Source organism: Streptomyces sp. ST2-7A (genome assembly GCF_021390475.1).
GTDB lineage: Bacteria > Actinomycetota > Actinomycetes > Streptomycetales > Streptomycetaceae > Streptomyces.
Genome location: NZ_JAJUWS010000005.1, coordinates 174,750 through 195,320 on the forward strand (window position 1 = coordinate 174,750; position 20,571 = coordinate 195,320).

Genomic DNA, 20,571 nt, shown 5'->3' on the forward strand with positions numbered 1-20,571 from the left:
GGATGCGGGCGGGCCTGCCGCGCACGACGGTGCCCGGACCCCTGCACGAGGTCCGGGCACCGTCACGTGCGCGCGGGTCCGTTCAGCCGACCCGCCGGATGACGCTCACACCCTCGCGCACGGTGAGCACGCTCTGCCGCACCCGAGGGTCGGCCGCGACATGCGCGTTGAACGCGCGCATCGCGACGGTGTCGGGCTGCTGGTCCCGTTCGTTGGCGACGCCTCCGAACTGCAGGACGTTGTCGGCCAGGAGCAGGCCGTGTGGGGACAGCTTCGGCAGCACCGCCTCGTAGTAGTCGATGTACCCGGGCTTGTCGGCGTCGACGAAGACCAGGTCGAAGGGGCCGGGCAGGTCCCCGATCGACGTCAGGGCCGGTCCCTCCCAGAGGTGGATGCTCTCCGCCCAGGGCGAGGCCGCGAAGTGCTTGCGCGCGATCGAGACGTGCAGCGGGTTCAGTTCACAGGTGTGGAGTTCGCAGCCCTCCGGCATCGCCCGGGCCATGCAGAGCGCGGAGTAGCCGGTGAAGGTACCGATCTCCAGGATGCGGCGGGGCCGCAGGGCGAACACCACAGCGGCCAGGAACTCCCCCTCCAGACTCCCCACCATCATGGCCGGCAGGTCCGTCTCGGCCTCGGTGTCGGCGACCAGGGCGGCCAGCCAGGACGGCGCGGGGGAGGAGACCTCCTCGGCGTACTTCTCCACGACCGGTCGTACGATCATCCTCGGTTCCCTCCCGCGGGGTCGGTGTGGGCGTGTTGGGGGCCGCCGTGCAGCCGTCGGGCCAGCCAGTGCGTCAACTCGTCGAGGGCGGGCCCGCGCAGATAGAAATGGCCGCCCGGGAACGCGCTCAGTTCGGTCTGCGCCGAGGTGGCCTCCGCCCAGGCCGCCGCGCCCGCCGCGTCGACCTCGGGGTCCTCGGTGCCGTAACAGACGCTCACCGGCACCGAGATGTCGCGGCCGGTCCCGGGACGGTAGGTGCCCACCAGGTGGTAGTCCGCGCGGAGCATCGGCAGCGTTATCTCGCGCAGGCCCTCCATCTGGAGCAACTGTGCGTCAGTGCCGCCGAGTCGGCACACGTCGGCCCACAGCTGCTCGTCGTCCAGGTGTTTGTCGTCCGGGCGCTGCCGGGAAGGTCCCGGACGACCGGAGACGATCAGCCGCTCCGGGAGCGCCTCGCCCGCCGTGCCGAGGAGCCGGGTGACCTCGTGCGCGACGGAGGCGCCCATGCTGTGCCCGAAGAACCACACGGGCTTGTCGTCCAGTTGGGTCAGCGCCTTGGCCAGCGGCTCCACGAGGCCGGGCATGTCGGTGCAGCAGGGCTCGCCGATGCGGTCCTCCCTGCCGGGGTACTGCACCACCATGCCCTCGACGCCCTCGGGCAGGTCGCGCACCAGCGGGCGGTAGAAGCTCGCCGCGCCGCCGCCGTGGGGGAAGAACACCAGGCGCCGCACGGCCTCGGGCCGGGGGAAGTAGCCGCGCAGCCACGGGTTCGGGACATCGGTGCTCATGCCGGGACCTCCAGCAGATCCGAGGCGACGAGGAGTTCCGGCGGCGCCTTCGGGTGGCGCAGCCGTACCGGCCCACAGGCCTCACTCACGCGCATCGCCAGCTTCGCCAGGGCCACGTGGTACTGCACGTGCCCCCGGCTGTCGGCGCCCGATTGGACCTCGTCCCAGGCCGTGGTGATGGCCCGTGCCGTGGCGTGCGGCCACAGTTCGCGCAGCACCTCGCTGTACGAGGCGCCCGGCGCCGGACCCAGGTGCTCCACGCTCGGCACCATGAGGTGCGGGGCGGCGGAGTCGCCGAAGCGCACCAGCTCCCTCATGTCGCCCGGCATGTGGGGGCGCATGCTCCACTGCACCGGGCCGTGTGTGTTGATCAGGGTGAGGTGCCCCCCGTCCGTGCCCAGGGTGATGCGGTGGAAGAGGTGGCTGTAGTTGTCGGGGTCGGAGGGCACCAGCTCGTTCTGCAGCCGGAAGGACATCGGAACACCGGCAAAGCGGCCGGTCAGGCTCCGGTATGGTACCTCCGGTGCCTCCGCGAGCACCCCGTCGATGCTGTGCGGGCGGATCGACCCGAGTGCCCGGCCCAGGATGTCGAAGATCGTATAGAGCACCTGGAAGGCGCAGGTCACGTCGAGGAACAGCGGCTGCTGCCGGGCCACCAGGACGCGGGCGGCGCCGATGAAGCGGCGCACCGGCTCCACGTGCGGATAATGCGTGTTCAGCCGGAACACCACCCCGGACTCGGTGGCAGCGCGCAGGCACGCCACCAACTCGTCCGGGTGCAGAGGGTGCTCCTGCAGCACGTGCACGCCACGGCGCATCAGCGCCTGCGAGAGTTTGGGTCCGGGGCCGCCGTTCATCACCCCGCCGACGACCACGCAGGCCAGGTCGACGTCGTCGGGCACCTCCTCGACCGTGGACCACAGCGGTACGTCGTGGTGCGCGGCGCAGGCACGGCTGCGGGCACTGCCGGACGCGAGGATCCCGGCCAGCTCGAAACCGAAGTCCGCCCGCTCGAAGGCAGCCAGGTAGACACGGCCGAAGCCGGTGCCGGCCACCAGGACGCGTGGACGGGTCACAGTTCGCCCTCCTCCATGGCACGGGCCGCGAGGATCGGCCGGTCGGTGACCTCCAGCAGCCCGACCGCGGGGTCGGTCCGCAGAGCGGCGAGCACGGTCTCGGCGTCGAGTACGTCGGAGCCGAAGTGCACCCCTGGGCCTGTCCCGCCGTCCAGCACTGTCAGCACGGCCAGCGCACCGGCGAGGCCGGTCAGGGCGTACGTGTCGCCGGCGCGCAGAGCCAGACTGCGGGTGGCCGGGCGTCCGGTGCCGTCGGTGCCGGTGACCTCGAACAGCATGAGCTGGAACGGGTCCCTGCCGAACAGGTCGAGCGCCGCGGCACGGGTGAGCTCCTCGGCCGCCTCGGCGAGAGCGGACTCGCCGCGCATCGCCCCCTGGAGTCTGCTCAGGCAGTTCATCATGTGCGCGCCGCCGTCGAAGACGTTGTACCAGTCGATCTCCGTGAGCCCGGTGACCTCGGGGAGCCGCGCGGACTCGAAACTCAGGTACGGGTAGACGTCCACCCGGTTGTGCGCGTAGGGCAGTTTGACGCCGGTACGCGGCTCCAGCTCGCGCTCCACGCGGATGCCGCCCCTGATCGCGCCGCGGGCTTCCCCGTACGCACCTCCCATGGACAGCAGGTAGTCGGCGGCTCCGGCCGGGGTGAGCCGGTCCATCGTGCCGACGTAGGCCGTCAGCCGTTGCGGGCGGCTCATGGTGGAGCACAGGTGGCGGGGGAGTAGACCGGTCAGGCCCGGCTGCATGCCCGCCGTGATGACGGCGGTACCGGTGAAGGTGCCCGGCCGGGTCAGTGCCTCCAGCAGCGGCTCGTCGCCACCCGGGTCGACATAGTCGGCGTCGGCCGCCGCCGCGGCCCAGGCCACCCGGTCGAGGACCTGGTAGGACGGGCCCGCACAGTTGAGGACGACACGCGCGCCGCTGCAGAACCGGGCCAGCGACCGGCCGTCGTACAGGTCCACCTCGACCGCCTCGCCGCGCAGACCGGATTTGGCCAGCAGGGTCTCCGCCCGGGCGCGGTCGCGCCCGCCGAGCCGTACGACGGCGTCGGGAAGGCGGTCGGCGATGGCCCGTACGGCGGCCTCGCCGACGGCGCCGTAGGCGCCGACCACTGCGACCGACGGGGTGCTGTGCTCGCTCACGCGTTCTCCTCATCGGGCAGGTCGATCACATCGGAGGTGACCAGCTCACGGCAGGTGAAGTGGTCGCCCGGCACGGTCTGTCGCAGGAGACCGCCCACGCAGACCGACTCCCACAGTGCGGTCATGTCGGCGGCCATGGCGGGCCAGACCGGGGACTCCTCCTCATGCACCAGCAGCCGGGCCTCCCCGGTGTACAGACCGGGCTCGTGGGCGGCGACGCAGGCCGCCAGCGCCCGTCCCCGCGCCAGGAGTTCGGCGAGTTTGCCCGCGCCCAGCCCCAGAGCCCCGGCGAGCTCGGCCTGCCGCTCCTCGCGCGGGAGCGCGCCGAGCGCGGCGGCCGTCTCGCCCACGGCTCGCAGCTCCGGCTCGCTCCGGTCCCCCAGCGCGGCCAGCGCACCGGGCGGTACGTCACCGGCGGGGGCGAGCGCGGCGAGCGCCGACCCGAGTGCGGGGGCGTCCGGGTAGCCCAAGGCGGCCGGGTCCTGCCCGCGGTCCAGGCAGAGCAACGCCTCTTCGAGGACCTCGTCGCGCACAGTGGCGGGCAGCGGGTAGCTGCTCAGCACGGTCAGCCCGCACACCGGGGCGCCGAGCTCGGCCAGCTGCTGGGCGACGGCGAGCGCCAGCACACCCCCGCTGTGCGCGCCGACCAGATGGAACGGACCCGGGCTCAACGCCCGTACCCGCGCCACGATCTCCTGCGCCACGTCGTCCAGGCTCTGTCCCTCGGCCACCCGCACCGGCGGCACCACCACCACCGGGTCGAGCCTCCCGAGGCCGTCGGCGAGCCGCTCCGCGTGGCCGCCCAGGCCGTCGCCGACCAGGACGTGCACCGGGTTGCCGAGAGCGTCCGCCGTCCCGATCAGCGCCAACTCGTCACCGGCCCCGCTCTCCTCGGACACGCCCTGCCCCTGCTGGAGGAACGCGGACAGCTCGCGCACCGACGCGCCGCCCAGCAGCTCGCGCAGCAGCTCGTCGAAGAAGACCTCGGCCGCGGCCGGTACCTGCTCGCGCAGCGCCGTGACGAGCTGGGCGGCGAGCAGCGAATCCCCACCCAGCGCGTAGAAGTTCGTGTCGAGCGACACCTCCGACTCGCGCAGTACCTCCGCGTACACTGCGGCGACGCCCCACTCCAGTTCGCCGGCCTCGCGCACGCTCTCCTCGGCGACCGCGGCGCCCGCCGCACGGTGCTCCTCGGCCCACCGGGCCAGGGCGGCGCGGTCGACCTTGCCGTTGTCCGTCAGCGGCAGCGCGTCCAGCACCTCGAAGCGCGACGGGATCATCTCCGCCGGGAGCCGCTCGGCGAGCCGCCGGGTCAGCTCCTCGGTGTCGAGCGGCTCCCGGTCGGTCTTGAAGCGCGCCGCGAAGACGTGCATCCCGATGCGGGCCAGCTCGTCCTCGGGCGCCGGGACGCACAGCTCCAGGTCGGCCCCGGCCTCGGCCAGCAGTTCGTACCACTGCCCGCGGCCGATGAAGGTCTGGTCCTTGCCGTGGCGCACGTCCTGGAAGTCCCCGGCGGTGGCGTCGAAGAGGAACTCCATCGAGGTGAGGATCTGGTAGTTGTCGCGGGTCGTCTCGATGAAGACCAGCCATCCGCCGGGCACCAGCACCTCGCGCACCCGGCGCAGGACCGCGCGGGCGTCCTTCGCATAGTGCATGACGTTGCCACACAGGATCACGTCCACCGAGTTCGGCCTGACGCCCTGTTCGCGGTACGGCTCGTTGAAGTCGAACAGCGCGTAGTCCACCCAGGGGTGTTCGGCGAACCTCTCACCGGCCTTGTTCAGGAAGAACTGCGACACGTCGCTGAAGGTGTAGTGGACGTTCTCGCCGTCCAGCGCCGGAATGGTGTCGACACTGGTGCCGCCGACACCCGCGCCGACCTCCAGCACCCGCAGCGGACGGCCGGAGGTGTTGCGCCGGGCCACGCCCAGCACGGTGGAGGTGGCCAGCCTGTTGAGGTAGCAGGAGAGGAAGCCCTCCATGTATGCGGCCTCGTGGATGCTCAGGTCACCCTCGGGAAACAGCATCCGCAGCGGGTCCCGCTCGTCGCGCATCAGCTCCGGCAGGTGGGCGGCGGCGAGTTTGAAGTAGTTCACCAGCTCGGGGCGGTCGTTGGCCTCCGGCAGCAGCCGGTCGACCTCGGCCCACGCCTGCTCGACGTCCTCGGGGGTGACCAGGCGCAGACAACCGAAGGTGCCGTCCGCGGCCCGGTCCAGGTAGCCGTTTTCCACGCAGGCGGCCAGCCAGCGGCGCACCAGTCGCTCGTGCTTGGGCACCACCTTGGCCAGCCGCATGATCTCGGAGGTGCTGTGACGCGTGGCGGCGTTCGGCCACACGCCCTCCCGGCGCAGGACGTCGACCATGCGGCGCAGTGCCGCGTCGTCGAGCACGGCCGCGAACTCGACCACTTTCGCGATGTCCACCCCGTCGCGGATCTCCTCGGCCGCCGCGAGCACCTCGGGCACCAGGGCCGCGTCCACGGCGTGGTCGGCCGGGTCTGCGGGCGAGGGCGAGACGAAGGCGATCAGCCTGCGGTCGTTGCGCTCGCCCTGCGTGGTGACCGCCACCGCGTCGACCTGCGGATCGACGGCCAGGGCCGACTCCACCTCGGCCAGTTCGATACGGTGGCCGCGGATCTTGACCTGCCGGTCGTCGCGGCCGATGAACTCCAGGGTGCCGTCGGGCAGATAGCGGGCGAGGTCGCCGGTACGGTACACCCGCTCGCCATCGGGCAGCGCGAAGAAGCTCGCCTCGGTCTTCTCCGGGTCGCCCAGATAGCCTTTTGCGAGGCCGGCGCCGGCGATGTATAGGTCGCCCACGACGAGGTCGGGGCCGGGCCGCAGGAACGCGTCGAGCACGTGGAAGCGCTGGTTCTCCAGCGGAGTGCCGTACGGGATGCTCGGAGCCGCCGTGTCGACCTCGCCGATCGGGTGGAAGATCGACCAGATCGACGCCTCGGTGGCGCCGCCGAGACTGTACAGCTCCGCCCGGGGGAGCCGTGCGCGGACGGCGTCGGGGAGCGTCACGGGTATCCAGTCGCCCGACATCATGCCGAGACGCACGCTTCCGCAGCTGCGGCCCTCACCACGCAGGTACTCCTCCAACAGCATCATCTGGGCGGGCACCGTGTTCAGCACCGTCACTCCGTGCCCGGTGATCAGCTCGGCCCAGTGCGAAGGGTCGCTGCGCCGCTCCGGGGCGGGGAGCACGAGTGTGCCGCCCCGGCCGAGGACGCCGAAGACGTCGAAGACCGACAGGTCGAAGCCCGGGCTCGACAGCCCCAGCGCGACGTCGTCCCTGCCGATCCCGAACCTCCGGCACACGTCGTCCAGGGTGTTGACCGCCGCGCGGTGACTGATCTCCACGCCCTTCGGCTCGCCGGTCGAGCCCGAGGTGAAGATGACGTACGCCGAGTCGTCCGGGGAGACCGGAACCTCGTCGAGAGCGGCCGTGGACAGTCGGTCCACGTCGATGCGTCCGACTCCTGCGGGCAGCGCGCCGCCGACCGTGCTGTGCGCGACCACCAGACCGATCCCGGCGGAGTCGATGATTTTGTTGCGCCGGGCATCGGGCTGGCCCGCCTCGACCGGGACGTACGTGCCCCCGGCCAGCAGCACCCCGAGCGCCCCGGCGATCTGCTCCCAGCCCTTCTCCAGCACCACCGCCACCCGCCGGCGCGGCCGGTGGCCCTGTGCGGTGAGCGCGGCGGCCACGGCGGCGGCCCGGCCGGCCAGAGTCGCGTAGTCCACGCTTCCGCGGTGGTCGATGAGGGCCGTCGCGTCCGGGCACCGGCGTGCCGCGTCGAGCAGCGCCCGGTGCAGCGGCGCGTCGCTCACGGGCCGGGCCGTGTCGTTGGCCGCCGCGCGCCGCTGCGCCTGGTGGGCGGGCAAGGCGAGCGGGTCGCCCTCCCACGCCTCGTCCCCGTCGGCGAGCCGGTGCAGGAGGTCGCGGAACGCGGCGAACATGTCGTCGAGGACCGGCTGGGGCACGGTGTCGTCCCGCACGTCCCAGTTGACGAGCAGTGCCCCGCCGGCCTCCATCGCCTGGCAGTCCACCCAGACCTGCGGCGTCTGACTGATGCCGTTGCGGATCTGGGAGCGCATCATGCCCTGGGGGGCGAGCCCGTCGGAGAGTCCGATGGCGCTGGTGAACACCACCGGCATCATCGAACCCTGCCGGCCCCGGCGGCGGGTCAGCTCGCGCAACACCTCCACGCCCGAGAACAGCCGGTGGTCGAGGTCCTCGAAGAGCTGCTCGCCCGCCCTGCGGGCCCGTCCGGCGAAGGTGTCGGCGCAGCCGCCGTCGACGGCCAACAGCTCGACGGAGGTGAAGTCGCCCACGATGTCGCCCACGTCCGGGTGCAGTGGCAGCCGGCTGAGCACCGTCACGTCGAGCGTGAACCTGGGGCTGCGGCTCCAGCGGCCGATCACCTCGGCGTACGCGGCCATCACGGCCGTCGACGCGGAGACCTGCTGTTTTCCGGCGCGGGTCTTGAGCGCCGACCACGGCGCGGGCTCGAGCCGCAGTTCGCGCCGAGTGAAACCGGCCGCACCGTGTCGGCTGGGCCGGTCGATCAACGGCAGCTCGGGGGCGGGTGGCAGCCTGTCCAGGCGCGCCGTCCAGTAGTCGCGGTCGCGCTCGTACGCGGGCCCCTGGCGCACCGCCCGTTCCGCCCGCAGATAGTCGCGGAACGAGATCGCGGGGGCCGCGAGAGTGGCGTCGGGGTCCTCGTAGAACGTGCCGAACTCGTCCAGCAGCCGGTAGATGCTCACGTAGTCCGCGATCAGGAAGTCGATGGAGAAGTGCAGGACTGCCCGATCGGCGAACTCGGTGACCTCCAGCGAGTACAGCGGGCACGCGGTGACATCCTTGGACTCCGCGGAGAGCCGGCCGCGGACCTCGCGCAGCGTCTCCTCGCCCGCTGCCGCGGGCAGTGCGGTCGTGTCGTGCCAGCCGATGACGGGGGCGGGCGGATCCTTCAGCACCCGCTGGTAGCCGTCGTAGTCGATGACCACGCGCAGCATCTCGTGCCGGTCGACCACCCGCTGCCAGGCCCGCAGCAGCCGATCCCGGTCGAGCGCGGGGAACTCCAGCTCGCCGTAGGCGTGACAGGGCACCGAGCCGTACTCGAAGGCGCCCCGGCGGCCCAGCAGGTAGGCCGACTGGACCTCGGTGAGGGGGAACGGCTCGTGGGCCGCGTCGGGATCGGGCCGCACCTGCTGCGGGCTGCGCTCGCGCAGCACCCGGAGCACGTCCTCCCGGCAGCCGGAGAGCAGGACACGGCGCTCGGGGGTCATGATCCCCTCTGGACCCCGGAACCGGAGTTTGCCCTCGTCCTCCCACAGGTGCAGTCCGGCCTGTTCGAGTTCGCTGATGATGTCGGCGGCGGTCACAGGACACCTTCTTCCAGTCGGACGGAGGCTTGGCGGGGGTGGTTGCCGGAGATCTCGGCGTCGAGAACGGCGGCGATCCCGGCGACGGTCGGGTGGTTGAAGAGCCGGCGCAGCGAGAGCTCCACGCCGAAGCGCTTGGCGAACTGCTGGATGATCCGGGTGGCGGTGAGGCTGTCACCGCCGAGACCGAAGAAGTTGGCGCTGCGGCCCACCCCGGGTGCCTCCAGCAGATCGGCCCACACCTCGGCCACCGCGCGTTCGGTGTCCCCTCGCGGACGGTCGTCCGCCGCGGAATCCTGTGCCGTGTGACGCAGCCCGTACGTCTGTGCGACGGCGGTGCGGTCGACCTTGGCGTTCGCGTTCAGCGGCAGCCGCTCGACGACGGTGAGGTGCTCGGGGAGCATGTGGGCGGGCAGGTGCGCGGCCAGCGCCGCCAGCACCTCCGCCGCGGCCGGCGTGGGATCCGTGCCCTGCTCCGGGGTGACGACCGCGGCCAGGCGATTCACCCCGGCGCTGACGTCGACCCATGCCACCGCGCTCGAGACACCGGACAGTTCGCGCAACCTGGTCTCGATCTCGCCGAGTTCGATCCGGTGCCCGCGCACCTTCACCTGATGGTCGCGCCGGCCCAGGAACTCCAGGATCCCCGACGGGTGGTAGCGGCCCAGGTCGCCGGTGCGGTACCACCTCTCGCCCCCGGCCGCGACGAAGGAGGCCGCTGTGCGGTCCGGGTCCCCGCGATAGCCGAGCGCCACTCCGGCCCCGCCGATCCACAGCTCGCCGGGCACGAAGTCGGGCCGGTCCCGGCCGTGCGCGTCGACCACGCGGAAACGCTGGTTGGCCAGCGGACACCCGTACGGGATCGACACCCACGCGGGATCGACTGCGGTCACGTCGTGGGCGTTCGACCAGATCGAGGCCTCGGTGGCACCGCCCATGGCGACGAGCAGGGTGTTCGGGGCGCTCTCCCGCAGCCGGTCGCAGAGGTCCAGGCCGACCCAGTCGCCGGAGACGATCGCCACGCGCAGCCATGGCAGGCTCACGCCCGACTCGCAGGCCACCAGCAGCATGTCGAGCAGGGTGGGCACCGTGTTCCACACGGTGACCTTGTGCTCGGCGGCGAGCCGGGCCCAGACGGCCGCCTCCCGCCGGACGTCCTCGGTGAGGGTCACCACGGTGCCGCCCACCGCGAGCAGCCCGAACAGGTCGTAGACGGACAGGTCGAAGTCGAGTGCGGAGACCTGCAGGACCACGTCGGCGGGCCCCACGCCGTAGCGGGCGTTGACGTCGTCGATGGTGTTGGCGGCGGCCGCGTGGGTGATCTCCACCCCCTTGGGCTCGCCGGTGGAGCCCGAGGTGTAGATGACGTACGCGAGCCGGCCCGGGTCGACCGGCACCGGCTCCGCGAGCGGTGCGGCCGCCGACGCCTCGGCCACCGGCACCAGTCGCACCGCCTCGTCCCAGTCCCCATCGGCCTCCGGGCCATCCGCGACCAGGGCCATGCGCGCCCCGGAGGACCACACGATCCGGTTGCGGCGCGCGACCGGCTGGCCCACTCCCACCGGTACGTACGCGCAGCCCGCGGCCAACACACCGAGCACCGCGACCGCCTGGTCGGGCCCTTTCGGCAGCGAGACGACCACGGTCTCGCCCGGCCGCACCCCGAGCGACATCAGATGTCCGGCGACACCGAGAACCCGGTCGGCCAGCTCGGCGTAGGTCAGGGCCTCACCGGACGACGTTCGCACCGCGACGGCACCGGGAGTGCGGCGGGCGATGTCGAGGACCGGCTCGTGCAGCGTACGGGCGGGCCGGGCCACGGTGGTCGCGTTCGCCTCGGCGCGGACCTTCGCCTGCGCCTCGGGAAGGGCGACCGGCGGGGCCGGGCGGGACCAGGCGCTGTCGGCGAGCGCGACCAGCAGGCGGCGCATCGCCTCCAAGGCCGCCGGGATCACCCCGGGACTGTAGAGGCCCTCGACGTGGTCCCAGTTGACGGCGAGTCCGCCGTCGCGCTCCACCACCTGGCAGTCCAGGGCGACCTGCGGGCTCTGGGAGAGTCCGCGGCGCAGATCGCCGAATCCGAAGGAGAGGTCCTTGAAATCCGCGCTCACCCCGAGTGTCGAGGTGAACACCACCGGCATCAGCATCTGTCCGCCCCCGGAGCGCCGGGCCATTTGTCGAAGCACCCAGGTGGTGGAGACGTTGTGGTGCTCGATGCCCTCCCAGACCTGTCCCTGCAACCGGCGCACGGTGTCGGCCCAGGAACCCTCGGGACGGCTGTGGTGACCGAGCAGCAGCAGCGAGGTGAAGTCGCCGATCACCTGGTTCACCTGGGGGTGCACGTCCTGCCGGTCGAAGACCGTCAGGTTGAGCGTCAGTGAGGTCTCGGCGCTCCACGCCGCCAGCACCTCGGCGAAGGCGGCTGCCACGACCGTCGACGCGGTCAGCCCCTCGTCGGCCGTGCGGCGGCGCAGCTTCGCCCATGTCGCCGAGTCGATGCGGAACTCGTCCCGCACGAACCGCGGCCGGTCGATGTGCTCGGGGTCCAGGGCCATGGGCAGTGCCGGAGCCGCGGGCAGCTCCTCGATCACCTTCAGCCAGTACTCCTCGTCCCGCGCTTTCGCAGCGGGATCGGTCCGCTGGGCGAGCAGGTAGTCGCGGAAGGACAGCTCGAGTGCCGGGAGTTCCCGGCCGGGATCGGCGTACAGCGCGTTCAGCTCGGTGAAGATGGTCATGATCGACAGCGCGTCGAGCACCACGTAGTCGAAGCCCACCCCGAACACCGTGCGTCCGTTGTCCCGTTGCACGGCGCGCACGTCGAACAGCGGCCAGGAGGTGACGTCGAGCACCTGCTGCGCCATGTTCCCCAGCGCGGCGACCGCCTCCTCGTGGTCGACCGCGGTGGTGCGGGTGACCGCGAACCGGTAGTGCGGTACCTCGGGCAGGATGCGCTGGCCGCCCTCGCCGTCCAGCACGGCGCGCATCATCTCGTGCCGTCGCACCAGCGTGTTCCAGGCGGCTTCCAGCCGGACCAGGTCGACCTGGTCGCTCTCGAACTCCCAGTACCAGTAGGAGGCGACGCCGCCGAGGACGAAGTCGGGGTCGCGGCCGAGCCAGTAGGCGCGCTGCACGTCGGTGAGCGGGAAGGGGTCGTACCGGTGCTCAGGATCGGCCGGAACCGTGCCGGGAACCTGCGCCTTGGTGCGCGTCAGCGTCTCGGCGAAACCGCTCACCGTGGGACGGGTGAACAGGTCGCCGAGCCTGGCCTCGTACCCCTGCCGACGCAGGGCGGCCAGGAGGCGGGCGGCCTGCAGGCTGTCGCCGCCGATGTGGAAGAAGTTTGTGTTCCGGCCGAGGGGCCCGCATCCCAGAAGGTCCGCCCACAGCGCGGCGACCGTCTCCTCCGCCGCGCCGCGCGGGGCGTCCGAAGCGCCGCGGGACATCCCCTCGCTCACCATCGCGGCCAGCAGCCGCCCCGCCTCGGCGCGATCGACCTTGCCGTTGCGGCTCAGCGGCAGTGCGTCGACGGCCACCGCCCGGGCCGGGGCCATGTACGCGGGCACCCGCCGGGCGGCAGTGGCCAGCACCTCCTCGGTATCGACCGTGCCCGGAGTGACCAGGGCGTACAGCGCGCCACCGTGCCCGGCGACCGGCGTCACCACGGCGTTGCGCACCCCGGGGTGCAGGCCCAACGCGCTTTCCACCTCGCCGATTTCGATCCGGTAGCCGTTCACCTTGACCTGGAGGTCGGCGCGGCCGAGGAACTCGATCACGGCACCGGGCCGGTAGCGGGCCCGGTCGCCGGTGCGGTACCAGCGCGCGCCGTCCGCCTCCACGAACTTCGCAGCGGTCAGCTCCGGTGCGCCCACGTACCCCCGGGCCAGTCCGGCCCCGCCGATCCACAGCTCTCCGGCCACCCAGTCGGGGCGGTCGCCGCCGTGCTCGTCGACAATTCGGCAGCACTGATTGGGCAGCGGCACGTTGTACGGAATCGAGGCCCAGGAGGGATCCACCTCCGTGACCTCCTGGACGGTCGAGTGGATCGCGGTCTCCGTGGTGCCGCCCAGGACCACGAAGACGCTGTCCGGACGCAGCGCGTGCACCCGGCCCGGCAGGTCGAGCCCCGCCCAGTCGCCGCCGAGGAGCTGGAGCCGGAAGGGCCAGCCGCCCGGATCCGGTCGCGACGAGGCCGTGGTCAGCGCCATGTCGAGCAGCGCGGGCACGCAGTTGAGGACGGTGGCCCGGTGCTCGGCCGCCCTGCGCAACCACGTCTCGGCGGAGCGCCGCTCCTCGTCATCAACCAGGACCAACGCGCCGCCGCAGTTGAGGGGGCCGAAGATGTCGTAGACGGAGAGGTCGAAGTCGAGCGCCGACAGGCACAGGGTGCGGTCGGCGGGGCCCACCCGGTAGCGCTCGTTCAGCGCCGCCACGGTGTTGTGGGCCGCCGCATGGGTCAGCTCCACACCCTTGGGTTCCCCGGTCGAGCCGGACGTGAAGATCACGTAGGCGGGTGCGTCCGGCGAAAAGTCCACCGGACACTCGAGTGACGGCAGTCCGCGGTCGGTGCTGCACCGTACGTCGATGTACGGGATCCGGCCGTCGGCCGCGTCCCGGGCCGGACCCGCGGTCACCGCGCACCGGGCGCCGGACAGCGACTCCACGGTGCGCCGCCGAGCCTTTGGCTGTTCCGTCCCCACCGGCACGTATGCCGCGCCCAGCGCGTGCACCGCCAGCACCGCGACCACCTGTTCGACACCCTTGGGCAGGGTGATCACGACCCGGTCGCCCGCGGTGACACCGGTGGTGCGCAGGACGTGGGCCAGCCGCAGGGCCCGTTGGGCGAGCTCCCCGTACGTCAGCACCCGGCCGTCCCCCCAGAGCGCCGCCGGCGCCCCACCGCGCTCGGCCGCCTGCCGGAAGAACTCCTCGTGCAGCGCCCGGCGGGGCAGGTCCGCGCGGGTGTCGTTGGCGCTGCGGCGGGCATGGAGCTGTGGTGCGGGGGGTCGCACCGGCAGGCTCTCCCACCAGGCGCTGGGCTGCGAGGCGAGCAGCCGCACCCGGTTGACGAAGGCGTCGAACATCGCCTCGGGAACACCGGCCTCGAAGAGGTTCTCGGCAGTCTCCCAGTTGATCATCATGCCGTTGTCGTGCTCGATCAACTGGAGGTCGATCCACACGCCCGAAGTCTGCGAACTCATCCACACCGGGGTGCCGAGCACCGCACGGGTCGCTCCGTCGAACAGCTCACCGAGGCTGAGCGCGCTGGTGAACACGACGCCCGCCCGCCGGTTCGCCCCGGCGGTGGTCCTGGCCAGGTCGCGCAGGACCGAAGTGCCGCCGTACGCCGCGTGCGCGGCATCGTGACGGTACTGTTCCTGCACCGTTTGGGCGCGCTCGACGAAGGAGCGGCGCGTGTCGGGCGCCACCTGGAGCAGGAGCAGGTCGGTGAAGTCCCCGACGATCCGGCCGACATCCGGGTGCACCGGGACCCGGTTCAGCACCGGCAGGTTGAGCAGGAACTCCGGCTCCTCGCTCCAGGCCGCGAGGACGTCCGCGTAGACGGCGGCGACGGCCATCGACACCGTCAGGCCGTTGCTGCGCGCGTGCTGGGTAAACCGCTCGTACGTCTCCGGGGCCAGCCAGGTGTGCCGCCGGACCGTGTGCACCCGCTCGATCCGCTCCGGCGGCGCGGCCAGCGGCAGCCGGGGCGCCTCGGGCAGGTCCTCGGCACGGTCGCGCCAGTAGGAGACGTCGGCTGGGCGGGGCTCCCGGCCGCGCTGGGCGACCAGGCGGCGGTATTCGGGGAAGGTCAGGGCGGGCTGCGCGGGCGCGTCGGCCGGGTCCTGGTAGTGGCGGGCCAGGTCGCCGACAACGATCCGGAAGCTCGACGCGTCGCAGACGACCATGTCGATATCGAGGAAGAGCCGGCCCTTCCCGGCCTGCAGCAGCGCCAGCCGCACGTCGAGCCCGCCACCCTCGGCGACCGGCAGCGTCTGGTGGGACAGGGTCCCGCGCAGCTGCGCCAGCCGCCGTTCGCGCTCCGGGGGCTCCAGACCTCGCAGGTCGACGACCTCGTCCAGCCCTCGGCACTCCGGCAGGATCCGCTGACCCCTCTCGCCGACGGACGCCCGCAGCATGGGGTGCCTGCGGCGCACCGCGGCCACCGCGCCGTCCCAGCGCGCGACATCGGCGGTGACATCGAACTCGAAATAGAAGTGCGCCCCGGTGCTCAGCGGCATGCCCGGCTGACGGCCCGACCAGTAGGCGTGCTGCATCGGGGCCAGCGGGAACTCGCCCGTCCCGGCAGCCGTATCGCGCTCCGCCTTCGGACGTGGGCCCGTGCCGTCGTCGGTCCCGGACAGCAACGCGGCCCAGGCGCGCACGGTGGGTTCCTCCACCAGATCGCCGAAGGTCACTTCCACACCGGCCTCCTGCCAGGAGGCCGCCAGACTCATCATCCCGAGAGAATCCAGGCCGAGCGTGACGAGGTCCTCGTCCAGGCCGATCTCCGCGGCCGGCAGTTCCAGCCGCGCGGCGACGGTGTCGCGGATCTCCCCGGCGGACAGCGCGTGTCCCGCCGTCACCTCACTGGTCATCGTGGCCTCCCGTGCGCTGCCGGGGGCGCGCCCCGGCCTGGTCGGTGTGGGGTGCCGCGCTGCGGTCGGCGGTCGTGCAGGCGTCGACGTACGCGGCGAGTAGCGACTCGACGAAATCCGGGTCGAAACGGTCGGGGTTGTAGAACAGCAGCACCCGCACCGTGTCCCGGTCGGGCACGACGACCAGCTCCAGCTCGAAGCGGGTGGCGACGTCGTCGGGCACCAGGACCTCGATGTCCAGCCCTCCGGCCCGGGTCGAGTACACCGGGTCCGCCATCATCTGGAACACCACGTCGTCGAGCCGGCGGTCGGTGCCGCCCAAATTGATCGGCAGCATCTGGAACGGAAGCGCCTGGTGGACGAACGCCTCCATCACCGTGCCGTGCGTGGCCCGCAGGTGCGCGGCGAAGTCACCACCGGTGAGCCGGGTCCGCAGCAGCACCATGTTGGCCAGGAACCCCACGGTGCGCCGGTGTTCGGCACTGCGGTTGGCGAACAGGGTCGCCACCGCCAGATCCTCGGCGCCGCTGACCGACTTCAGGGCCCGGTAGTAGGCGGTGAGCAGCGCCACGAACATTGTCGACCGCTCCCGTTTGGCCAGGGCGTCCAGTGCGGTCACCGTCGGCGCGTCCAGGACGTGCTGTACGAGCCTGGTGTCGCGCGGCGCGCCCGCGGTGGCCGGCCGGATCGGCAGCGGGGGCAGCGTCACGTCCTTCAGGCGCTCGCCCCAGAAGGCGCTCAGCTGCTTCCCGGAAGGACCGGCCAGGGCCTCGCGCTGCTCCTCGGCGAACCGTGAGTACGCGGTGGTGTCGCCGCAGGGCCTGCCCTCCAGCGCGGCGCACAGGTCCTCGAAGATCACGTTGCAGGACCACGAGTCGGTCACCATGTGATGCATGTTGAGGCAGAGCACGTGATGGTCCTCGGCGAGCCGCCACAGGGTGATGCGCAGGGCGCTTTCGGTGGCGTCGATCCGGGTGCCCAGTTCCCTGGCCACCTCCCGGTCCGCGCACGCTCCGGGATCCGGCTCGCCGGTCAGGTCCACCTCGCGGATCCGCGGTGACACGGTCGGGTGCACCAGCGCCTTGAGGCGGCGGCCGCCGCCGGTGAAGGTGGTGCGCAGTGCCTCGTGCCGGGACGTCACATGGCCGACCACCTCCCGGAGCCGGTCACGGTCGAGGGGACCGCGCAGCCTGCACAGCACCGGGCAGTTCAGCGCGCCCTCCTCGCCCCGGTAGCGGTCGAGGAACCACAGCAGCGTCTGGCCCACGGACGGGCGGATCTCGGTGACTGTCACGTCCGGCAACGTAACGACGGTCGCCGCCCGCGCAGCCGCCGCTGAAAGAAAGCTGAGAGGACCTTCACGTTCCTTTCCGGCCGCACGGGCCCCGCCCTCGTCCGGGTCAGGGTGGGGACACCTGTGCCGCGCGGCGCCCCCGCAGGGCGCCGGACCCATCCAGCGGCACCGTCACACCGGAGGTCGCTCGATGCCAGCCAACCCTTTCGAAGACCCGGACGGGAGCTACCTGGTCCTGCGCAATCAGCGCGGCCGGCGGTCGCTGTGGCCCGCCCGGCTGCCGGCCCCCGCCGGATGGCTGGTGGAACTGCCCGCGACCTCCCGCGCCCGCGCCCGAGCCCACGTCGAACACGTCTGGCCGGACGTACGCCCCCGCCCGTCCGCGGCGGCCGGGCACACCGATTCCAGCGCTCCCGCCACTTCCACCGCCGAAACCCTTCCCGTGCTCTTCGAACGAGTGGTGGCCGGGCACCGCGAACTGCCCGCGGTCGAGAGCGAGAGCACCACCTTGACGTACGGCAGGCTGGCGGACCGGGTGAACCGGCTGGCCCGACGGCTGATCGCGGCCGGTCTCGGCCCCGGCGACCTTGTCGGGATCTGCGTCCCCCGCGGAACCGACCAGGTGGTGGCGGCACTCGCAGTGACGACCGCCGGAGCGGGCTACGTCCCCCTGGACCCGGGCTATCCCTCCGCGTTGCTGCGCCACATGGCGGCCGACTCGGGGCTGCGGACCCTGCTGCACACCGGCCCCCCACCGGTGGACGTCACCGGTATGGAAACCATCGACCTGGCCGCCCCCGGCCCCGCCCCTCGCTCGGCCCGGCCGGTCGACGACGAGGAGCGGCGACGGCCGCTGCACGCAGAGGACACCGCGTACGTCATCTACACCTCCGGCTCCACCGGGACGCCCAAGGGTGTGGTGATCCCCCACGCGGGCATGGCGGCGCTCGCCGAGACGCAGCGTCACCGGATCGGCCCCGGCCCCGGCGACCGGGTGCTGCAGTGGGCCTCGTTCAACTTCGACGCCGGCTTCTGGGACCTGACGCTGGCCCTGTTGTCGGGGGCCACCCTGGTGCTCACCGACGACCGCGCGGTGCTGCCCGGTGAGGAACTGCACCGAACCCTGATCGACCGGCGGATCAGCCACGCGGTGCTGCCGCCGGTCGCGCTCACCGCCACCGACCCGGACGGCGTCCTGCCCGGTGGGGTGGTGCTCTCCACCGGTGACTCCTGCACCCAAGCGCTGGTGGCCAGGTGGGCACCCGGGAGGCGCATGTTCAACGGGTACGGGCCCACCGAGATGACTGTGGGAGTGACCATGGCGGGCCCGGTGCGGCCGGGCGAGCCGGTCAGCATCGGGGAGCCGTGGCCGGGCAACGAGGTCCGGGTGCTCGACGCCGACCTCCGGCCCTGCCGGCCCGGCGAGGAGGGTGAGTTGTACCTGGTGGGCGAGGGCGAGGCACTCGGATACCTCAACCGGCCCGCCCTGACCGCGGAGCGCTTCGTCGCGGACCCGCACGGCGAACCCGGGAGCCGGATGTACCGCTCCGGCGACCTCGGCCACCGGGACAAGGACGGCACGCTTTACTTCAGGGGCCGCGCCGACCGCCAGGTCAAGCTGCGTGGCTTCCGGGTCGAACCGGGTGAGGTGGAGGCGGCGTTGGAGTCATGCGAGGGAGTCCGGCTCGGAGCGGTGGTCGTGACCGGCGAGGTGGACTCGGCACGACTGGTCGCCTTCGTGGTGCCCGGAGCGGACCCGGCCGACGACCTCGCGGAGAGACTGCGCGGGCGACTCGCCGCGCGGTTGCCCGCGCACATGGTGCCCTCCCGCGTCGAGGTGGTGGCGTCCCTGCCGATGACCAGCAACGGCAAGATCGACCGGCGTGTACTGGAGCAACGGGCCGCCGCGAGCGCCGCGACGCCGCCCGGCGGGCCGGCCGCCGCCGTTGACCCGTCCGACCCGGTGGCCGCGCTGTGCGCACTGGCCGCCAGGGTGCTGGGGGTGCCCGCGGTCGCGCCGGACGACAACTTCTTCGACCGGGGCGGGCATTCGATCCTGGCGGTGCGGCTCGCCAAGGCCGTACGGGTCGAATGGGGGATGAACCTGCCGGTGCGGGCCGTCTTCGAGCGGCCCACCATGGTGGAGCTGGCCGGCCTGCTGACCGCGGACTGAACCGGGACGGGGCACGGCAGGGGCCGGGGCAGGCCCACGATCCCGGCCGGCGGGCCCGTCGCGGCCCACGCCGGCCGGGCGGTTCCCTTCCCGGTGAGGGAAACCTGAAGGGGGGTGGAGGCGGCTCAGTCGAGCCGCAGGCGCAGGGCGCTGTGGCCGAACAGGAAGGTGGAGTAGACGCGCGGCGGTTCCGCCAGGATCTCGATCCGGCCCACCCGGCGGACCAGCGAGTCCAGCACGGCGGACAGCTCCAGCCGGCCGAGGAAGGCCCCCAGGCAGAAGTGCGGACCGTGCCCGAGCGCGAGGTGTGGGTTGTGCTCCCTGCCGACGTCGAAGCTGCGGGGCCGCGCGAAGACCTCGGGATCATTGTTGGCCGAGATGTTCCACAGGGTGACGATGTCGCCCGCCGACACCTCGGCACCCCCGATCCGCAGGTCGACGGTGGCCGTACGGGCGAAGTGCATGGCCGGGGTCACCCAGCGCAGCACCTCCTCCACCGCCGTCCGCACCGCCGCCTCGCCGGTGCGCAGCCGATGCCACTGCTCCTCGTGGGTGCCCAGCGCGTGCAAGGCGCCGATCGTGGTCACCCGGGTGGACTCGTCGCCCCCCAGGATCAGGCTGTAGCAGTTGAGGGCGAGATCGTCCTCCGTCATCGGCTCGCCCTCCACCCTGGCGCCGGCGATCATGCTGATCACGTCCTCGCCGGGGCGGCGGCGGCGCTCGCGGACCACATCCACGAAGTACGACAGGATCTCGTTGCGGGCCTCCAGCGCGTCGAAGGGATCGTCCTCGGCGCTCTCCGACGACAGCGCGCGCTTGTTCCATCCCAGCAGCAAGGGCCGGTCGGCGACGGGCAGTTCCAGCAGGTCGCATACGGTGTTGAGCGGCAGGTGCTCGGCGATGTCCCGCGCGGCGTCGGCCTCGCCCGCACCTACCACGGCGGTCACCAGGGAGTCGGCCCGATGCCGCACCGACTCCTCCACGTGCCGCAGCACCCGTGGCGAGAAGGCACGTAGCATCACCTGGCGCAGCTCGCGGTGGCGGGGACGGTCCATCACCGCCAGCATTCGCCCGCCGGCCGAGTCGCCGCCGCTCAGCAGGACGTCCAGCACCGTTCCCCGGGCCGAGCTCAGCCGGGCCGTGTCCTTGTAGCAGTCCTGGACGTCCCGGTGCCGGGCCACCGCCCAGAACCCGGGGCGATCGTCCGCGGGGGGATGCCAGCGCACCGGATCGCTGCGACGCATCCGGTCCCAGTACGCGTAGGGGTCGTGCTCGATGAACGCCGCCGGGTCGGCGAGGTCGAGAGCCGCCCCGGAGTCGTCGTACGGGCCGTGGAAAACGGCGGTGTTGTGGGAGGAGACCACCGGGAGACTCCTTTCGGCCCGGACAGC

The 20,571-nt window shown here is 72.4% G+C and carries 9 protein-coding genes; 1 reads left to right on the top strand and 8 read right to left on the bottom strand.

The window, feature by feature from the left end; all coding sequences use genetic code 11:
- Positions 1–82 precede the first annotated feature (82 nt).
- Genes LZF96_RS05110 through LZF96_RS05140 form a run of 7 tightly spaced genes read right to left on the bottom strand, consistent with a single transcriptional unit; the run spans position 83 to position 17,007 of the window.
- Positions 83–721, bottom strand: coding sequence for an O-methyltransferase (locus LZF96_RS05110; RefSeq protein WP_233866008.1), 639 nt, complete (start codon positions 719–721; stop codon positions 83–85).
- Positions 718–1,509: a thioesterase II family protein gene (locus LZF96_RS05115; protein WP_233866009.1), complete on the bottom strand. Its 792-nt coding sequence runs from the start codon at positions 1,507–1,509 to the stop codon at positions 718–720. The genes LZF96_RS05110 and LZF96_RS05115 overlap by 4 nt, the downstream gene beginning before the upstream one ends.
- Positions 1,506–2,585, bottom strand: a complete 1,080-nt coding sequence (locus LZF96_RS05120) for a Gfo/Idh/MocA family oxidoreductase (RefSeq protein ID WP_233866011.1) — start codon at positions 2,583–2,585, stop codon at positions 1,506–1,508. Before LZF96_RS05120 ends, LZF96_RS05115 begins: the two co-directional genes overlap by 4 nt.
- Positions 2,582–3,724 carry a saccharopine dehydrogenase NADP-binding domain-containing protein gene (locus LZF96_RS05125; protein ID WP_233866013.1) on the bottom strand — a complete coding sequence of 381 codons (1,143 nt, stop codon included), beginning with the start codon at positions 3,722–3,724 and terminating at the stop codon, positions 2,582–2,584. The genes LZF96_RS05120 and LZF96_RS05125 overlap by 4 nt, the downstream gene beginning before the upstream one ends.
- Positions 3,721–9,117, bottom strand: a complete 5,397-nt coding sequence (locus LZF96_RS05130; protein WP_233866015.1) for a non-ribosomal peptide synthetase — start codon at positions 9,115–9,117, stop codon at positions 3,721–3,723. Before LZF96_RS05130 ends, LZF96_RS05125 begins: the two co-directional genes overlap by 4 nt.
- On the bottom strand, positions 9,114–15,713 hold the full coding sequence (locus LZF96_RS05135) for a non-ribosomal peptide synthetase (protein ID WP_233866017.1): 6,600 nt from the start codon (positions 15,711–15,713) through the stop codon (positions 9,114–9,116). The genes LZF96_RS05130 and LZF96_RS05135 overlap by 4 nt, the downstream gene beginning before the upstream one ends.
- Positions 15,703–17,007 carry a condensation domain-containing protein gene (locus LZF96_RS05140; RefSeq protein WP_233866019.1) on the bottom strand — a complete coding sequence of 435 codons (1,305 nt, stop codon included), beginning with the start codon at positions 17,005–17,007 and terminating at the stop codon, positions 15,703–15,705. Before LZF96_RS05140 ends, LZF96_RS05135 begins: the two co-directional genes overlap by 11 nt.
- A gap of 190 nt (positions 17,008–17,197) precedes the next feature.
- Between LZF96_RS05140 and LZF96_RS05145 the strand changes: the two genes are divergently transcribed.
- Positions 17,198–19,180 carry an amino acid adenylation domain-containing protein gene (locus LZF96_RS05145; RefSeq protein WP_233866021.1) on the top strand — a complete coding sequence of 661 codons (1,983 nt, stop codon included), beginning with the start codon at positions 17,198–17,200 and terminating at the stop codon, positions 19,178–19,180.
- A gap of 125 nt (positions 19,181–19,305) precedes the next feature.
- Here the strand turns inward: LZF96_RS05145 and LZF96_RS26900 are convergent, their stop codons facing one another.
- Entirely contained in the window at positions 19,306–20,544 is a 1,239-nt protein-coding gene (locus tag LZF96_RS26900; protein ID WP_233866030.1) for a cytochrome P450, read from the bottom strand.
- Between the last annotated feature and the right edge of the window lie 27 nt (positions 20,545–20,571).

Excerpts from the sequence above, each read along its gene's own strand:
- LZF96_RS05110 (WP_233866008.1), bottom strand. The coding sequence starts at position 721 with ATGATCGTACGACCGGTCGTGGAGAAGTACGCCGAGGAGGTCTCCTCC.
- LZF96_RS05115 (WP_233866009.1), bottom strand. The coding sequence starts at position 1,509 with ATGAGCACCGATGTCCCGAACCCGTGGCTGCGCGGCTACTTCCCCCGG.
- LZF96_RS05135 (WP_233866017.1), bottom strand. The coding sequence starts at position 15,713 with ATGACCAGTGAGGTGACGGCGGGACACGCGCTGTCCGCCGGGGAGATC.
- LZF96_RS05145 (WP_233866021.1), top strand. The coding sequence starts at position 17,198 with ATGCCAGCCAACCCTTTCGAAGACCCGGACGGGAGCTACCTGGTCCTG.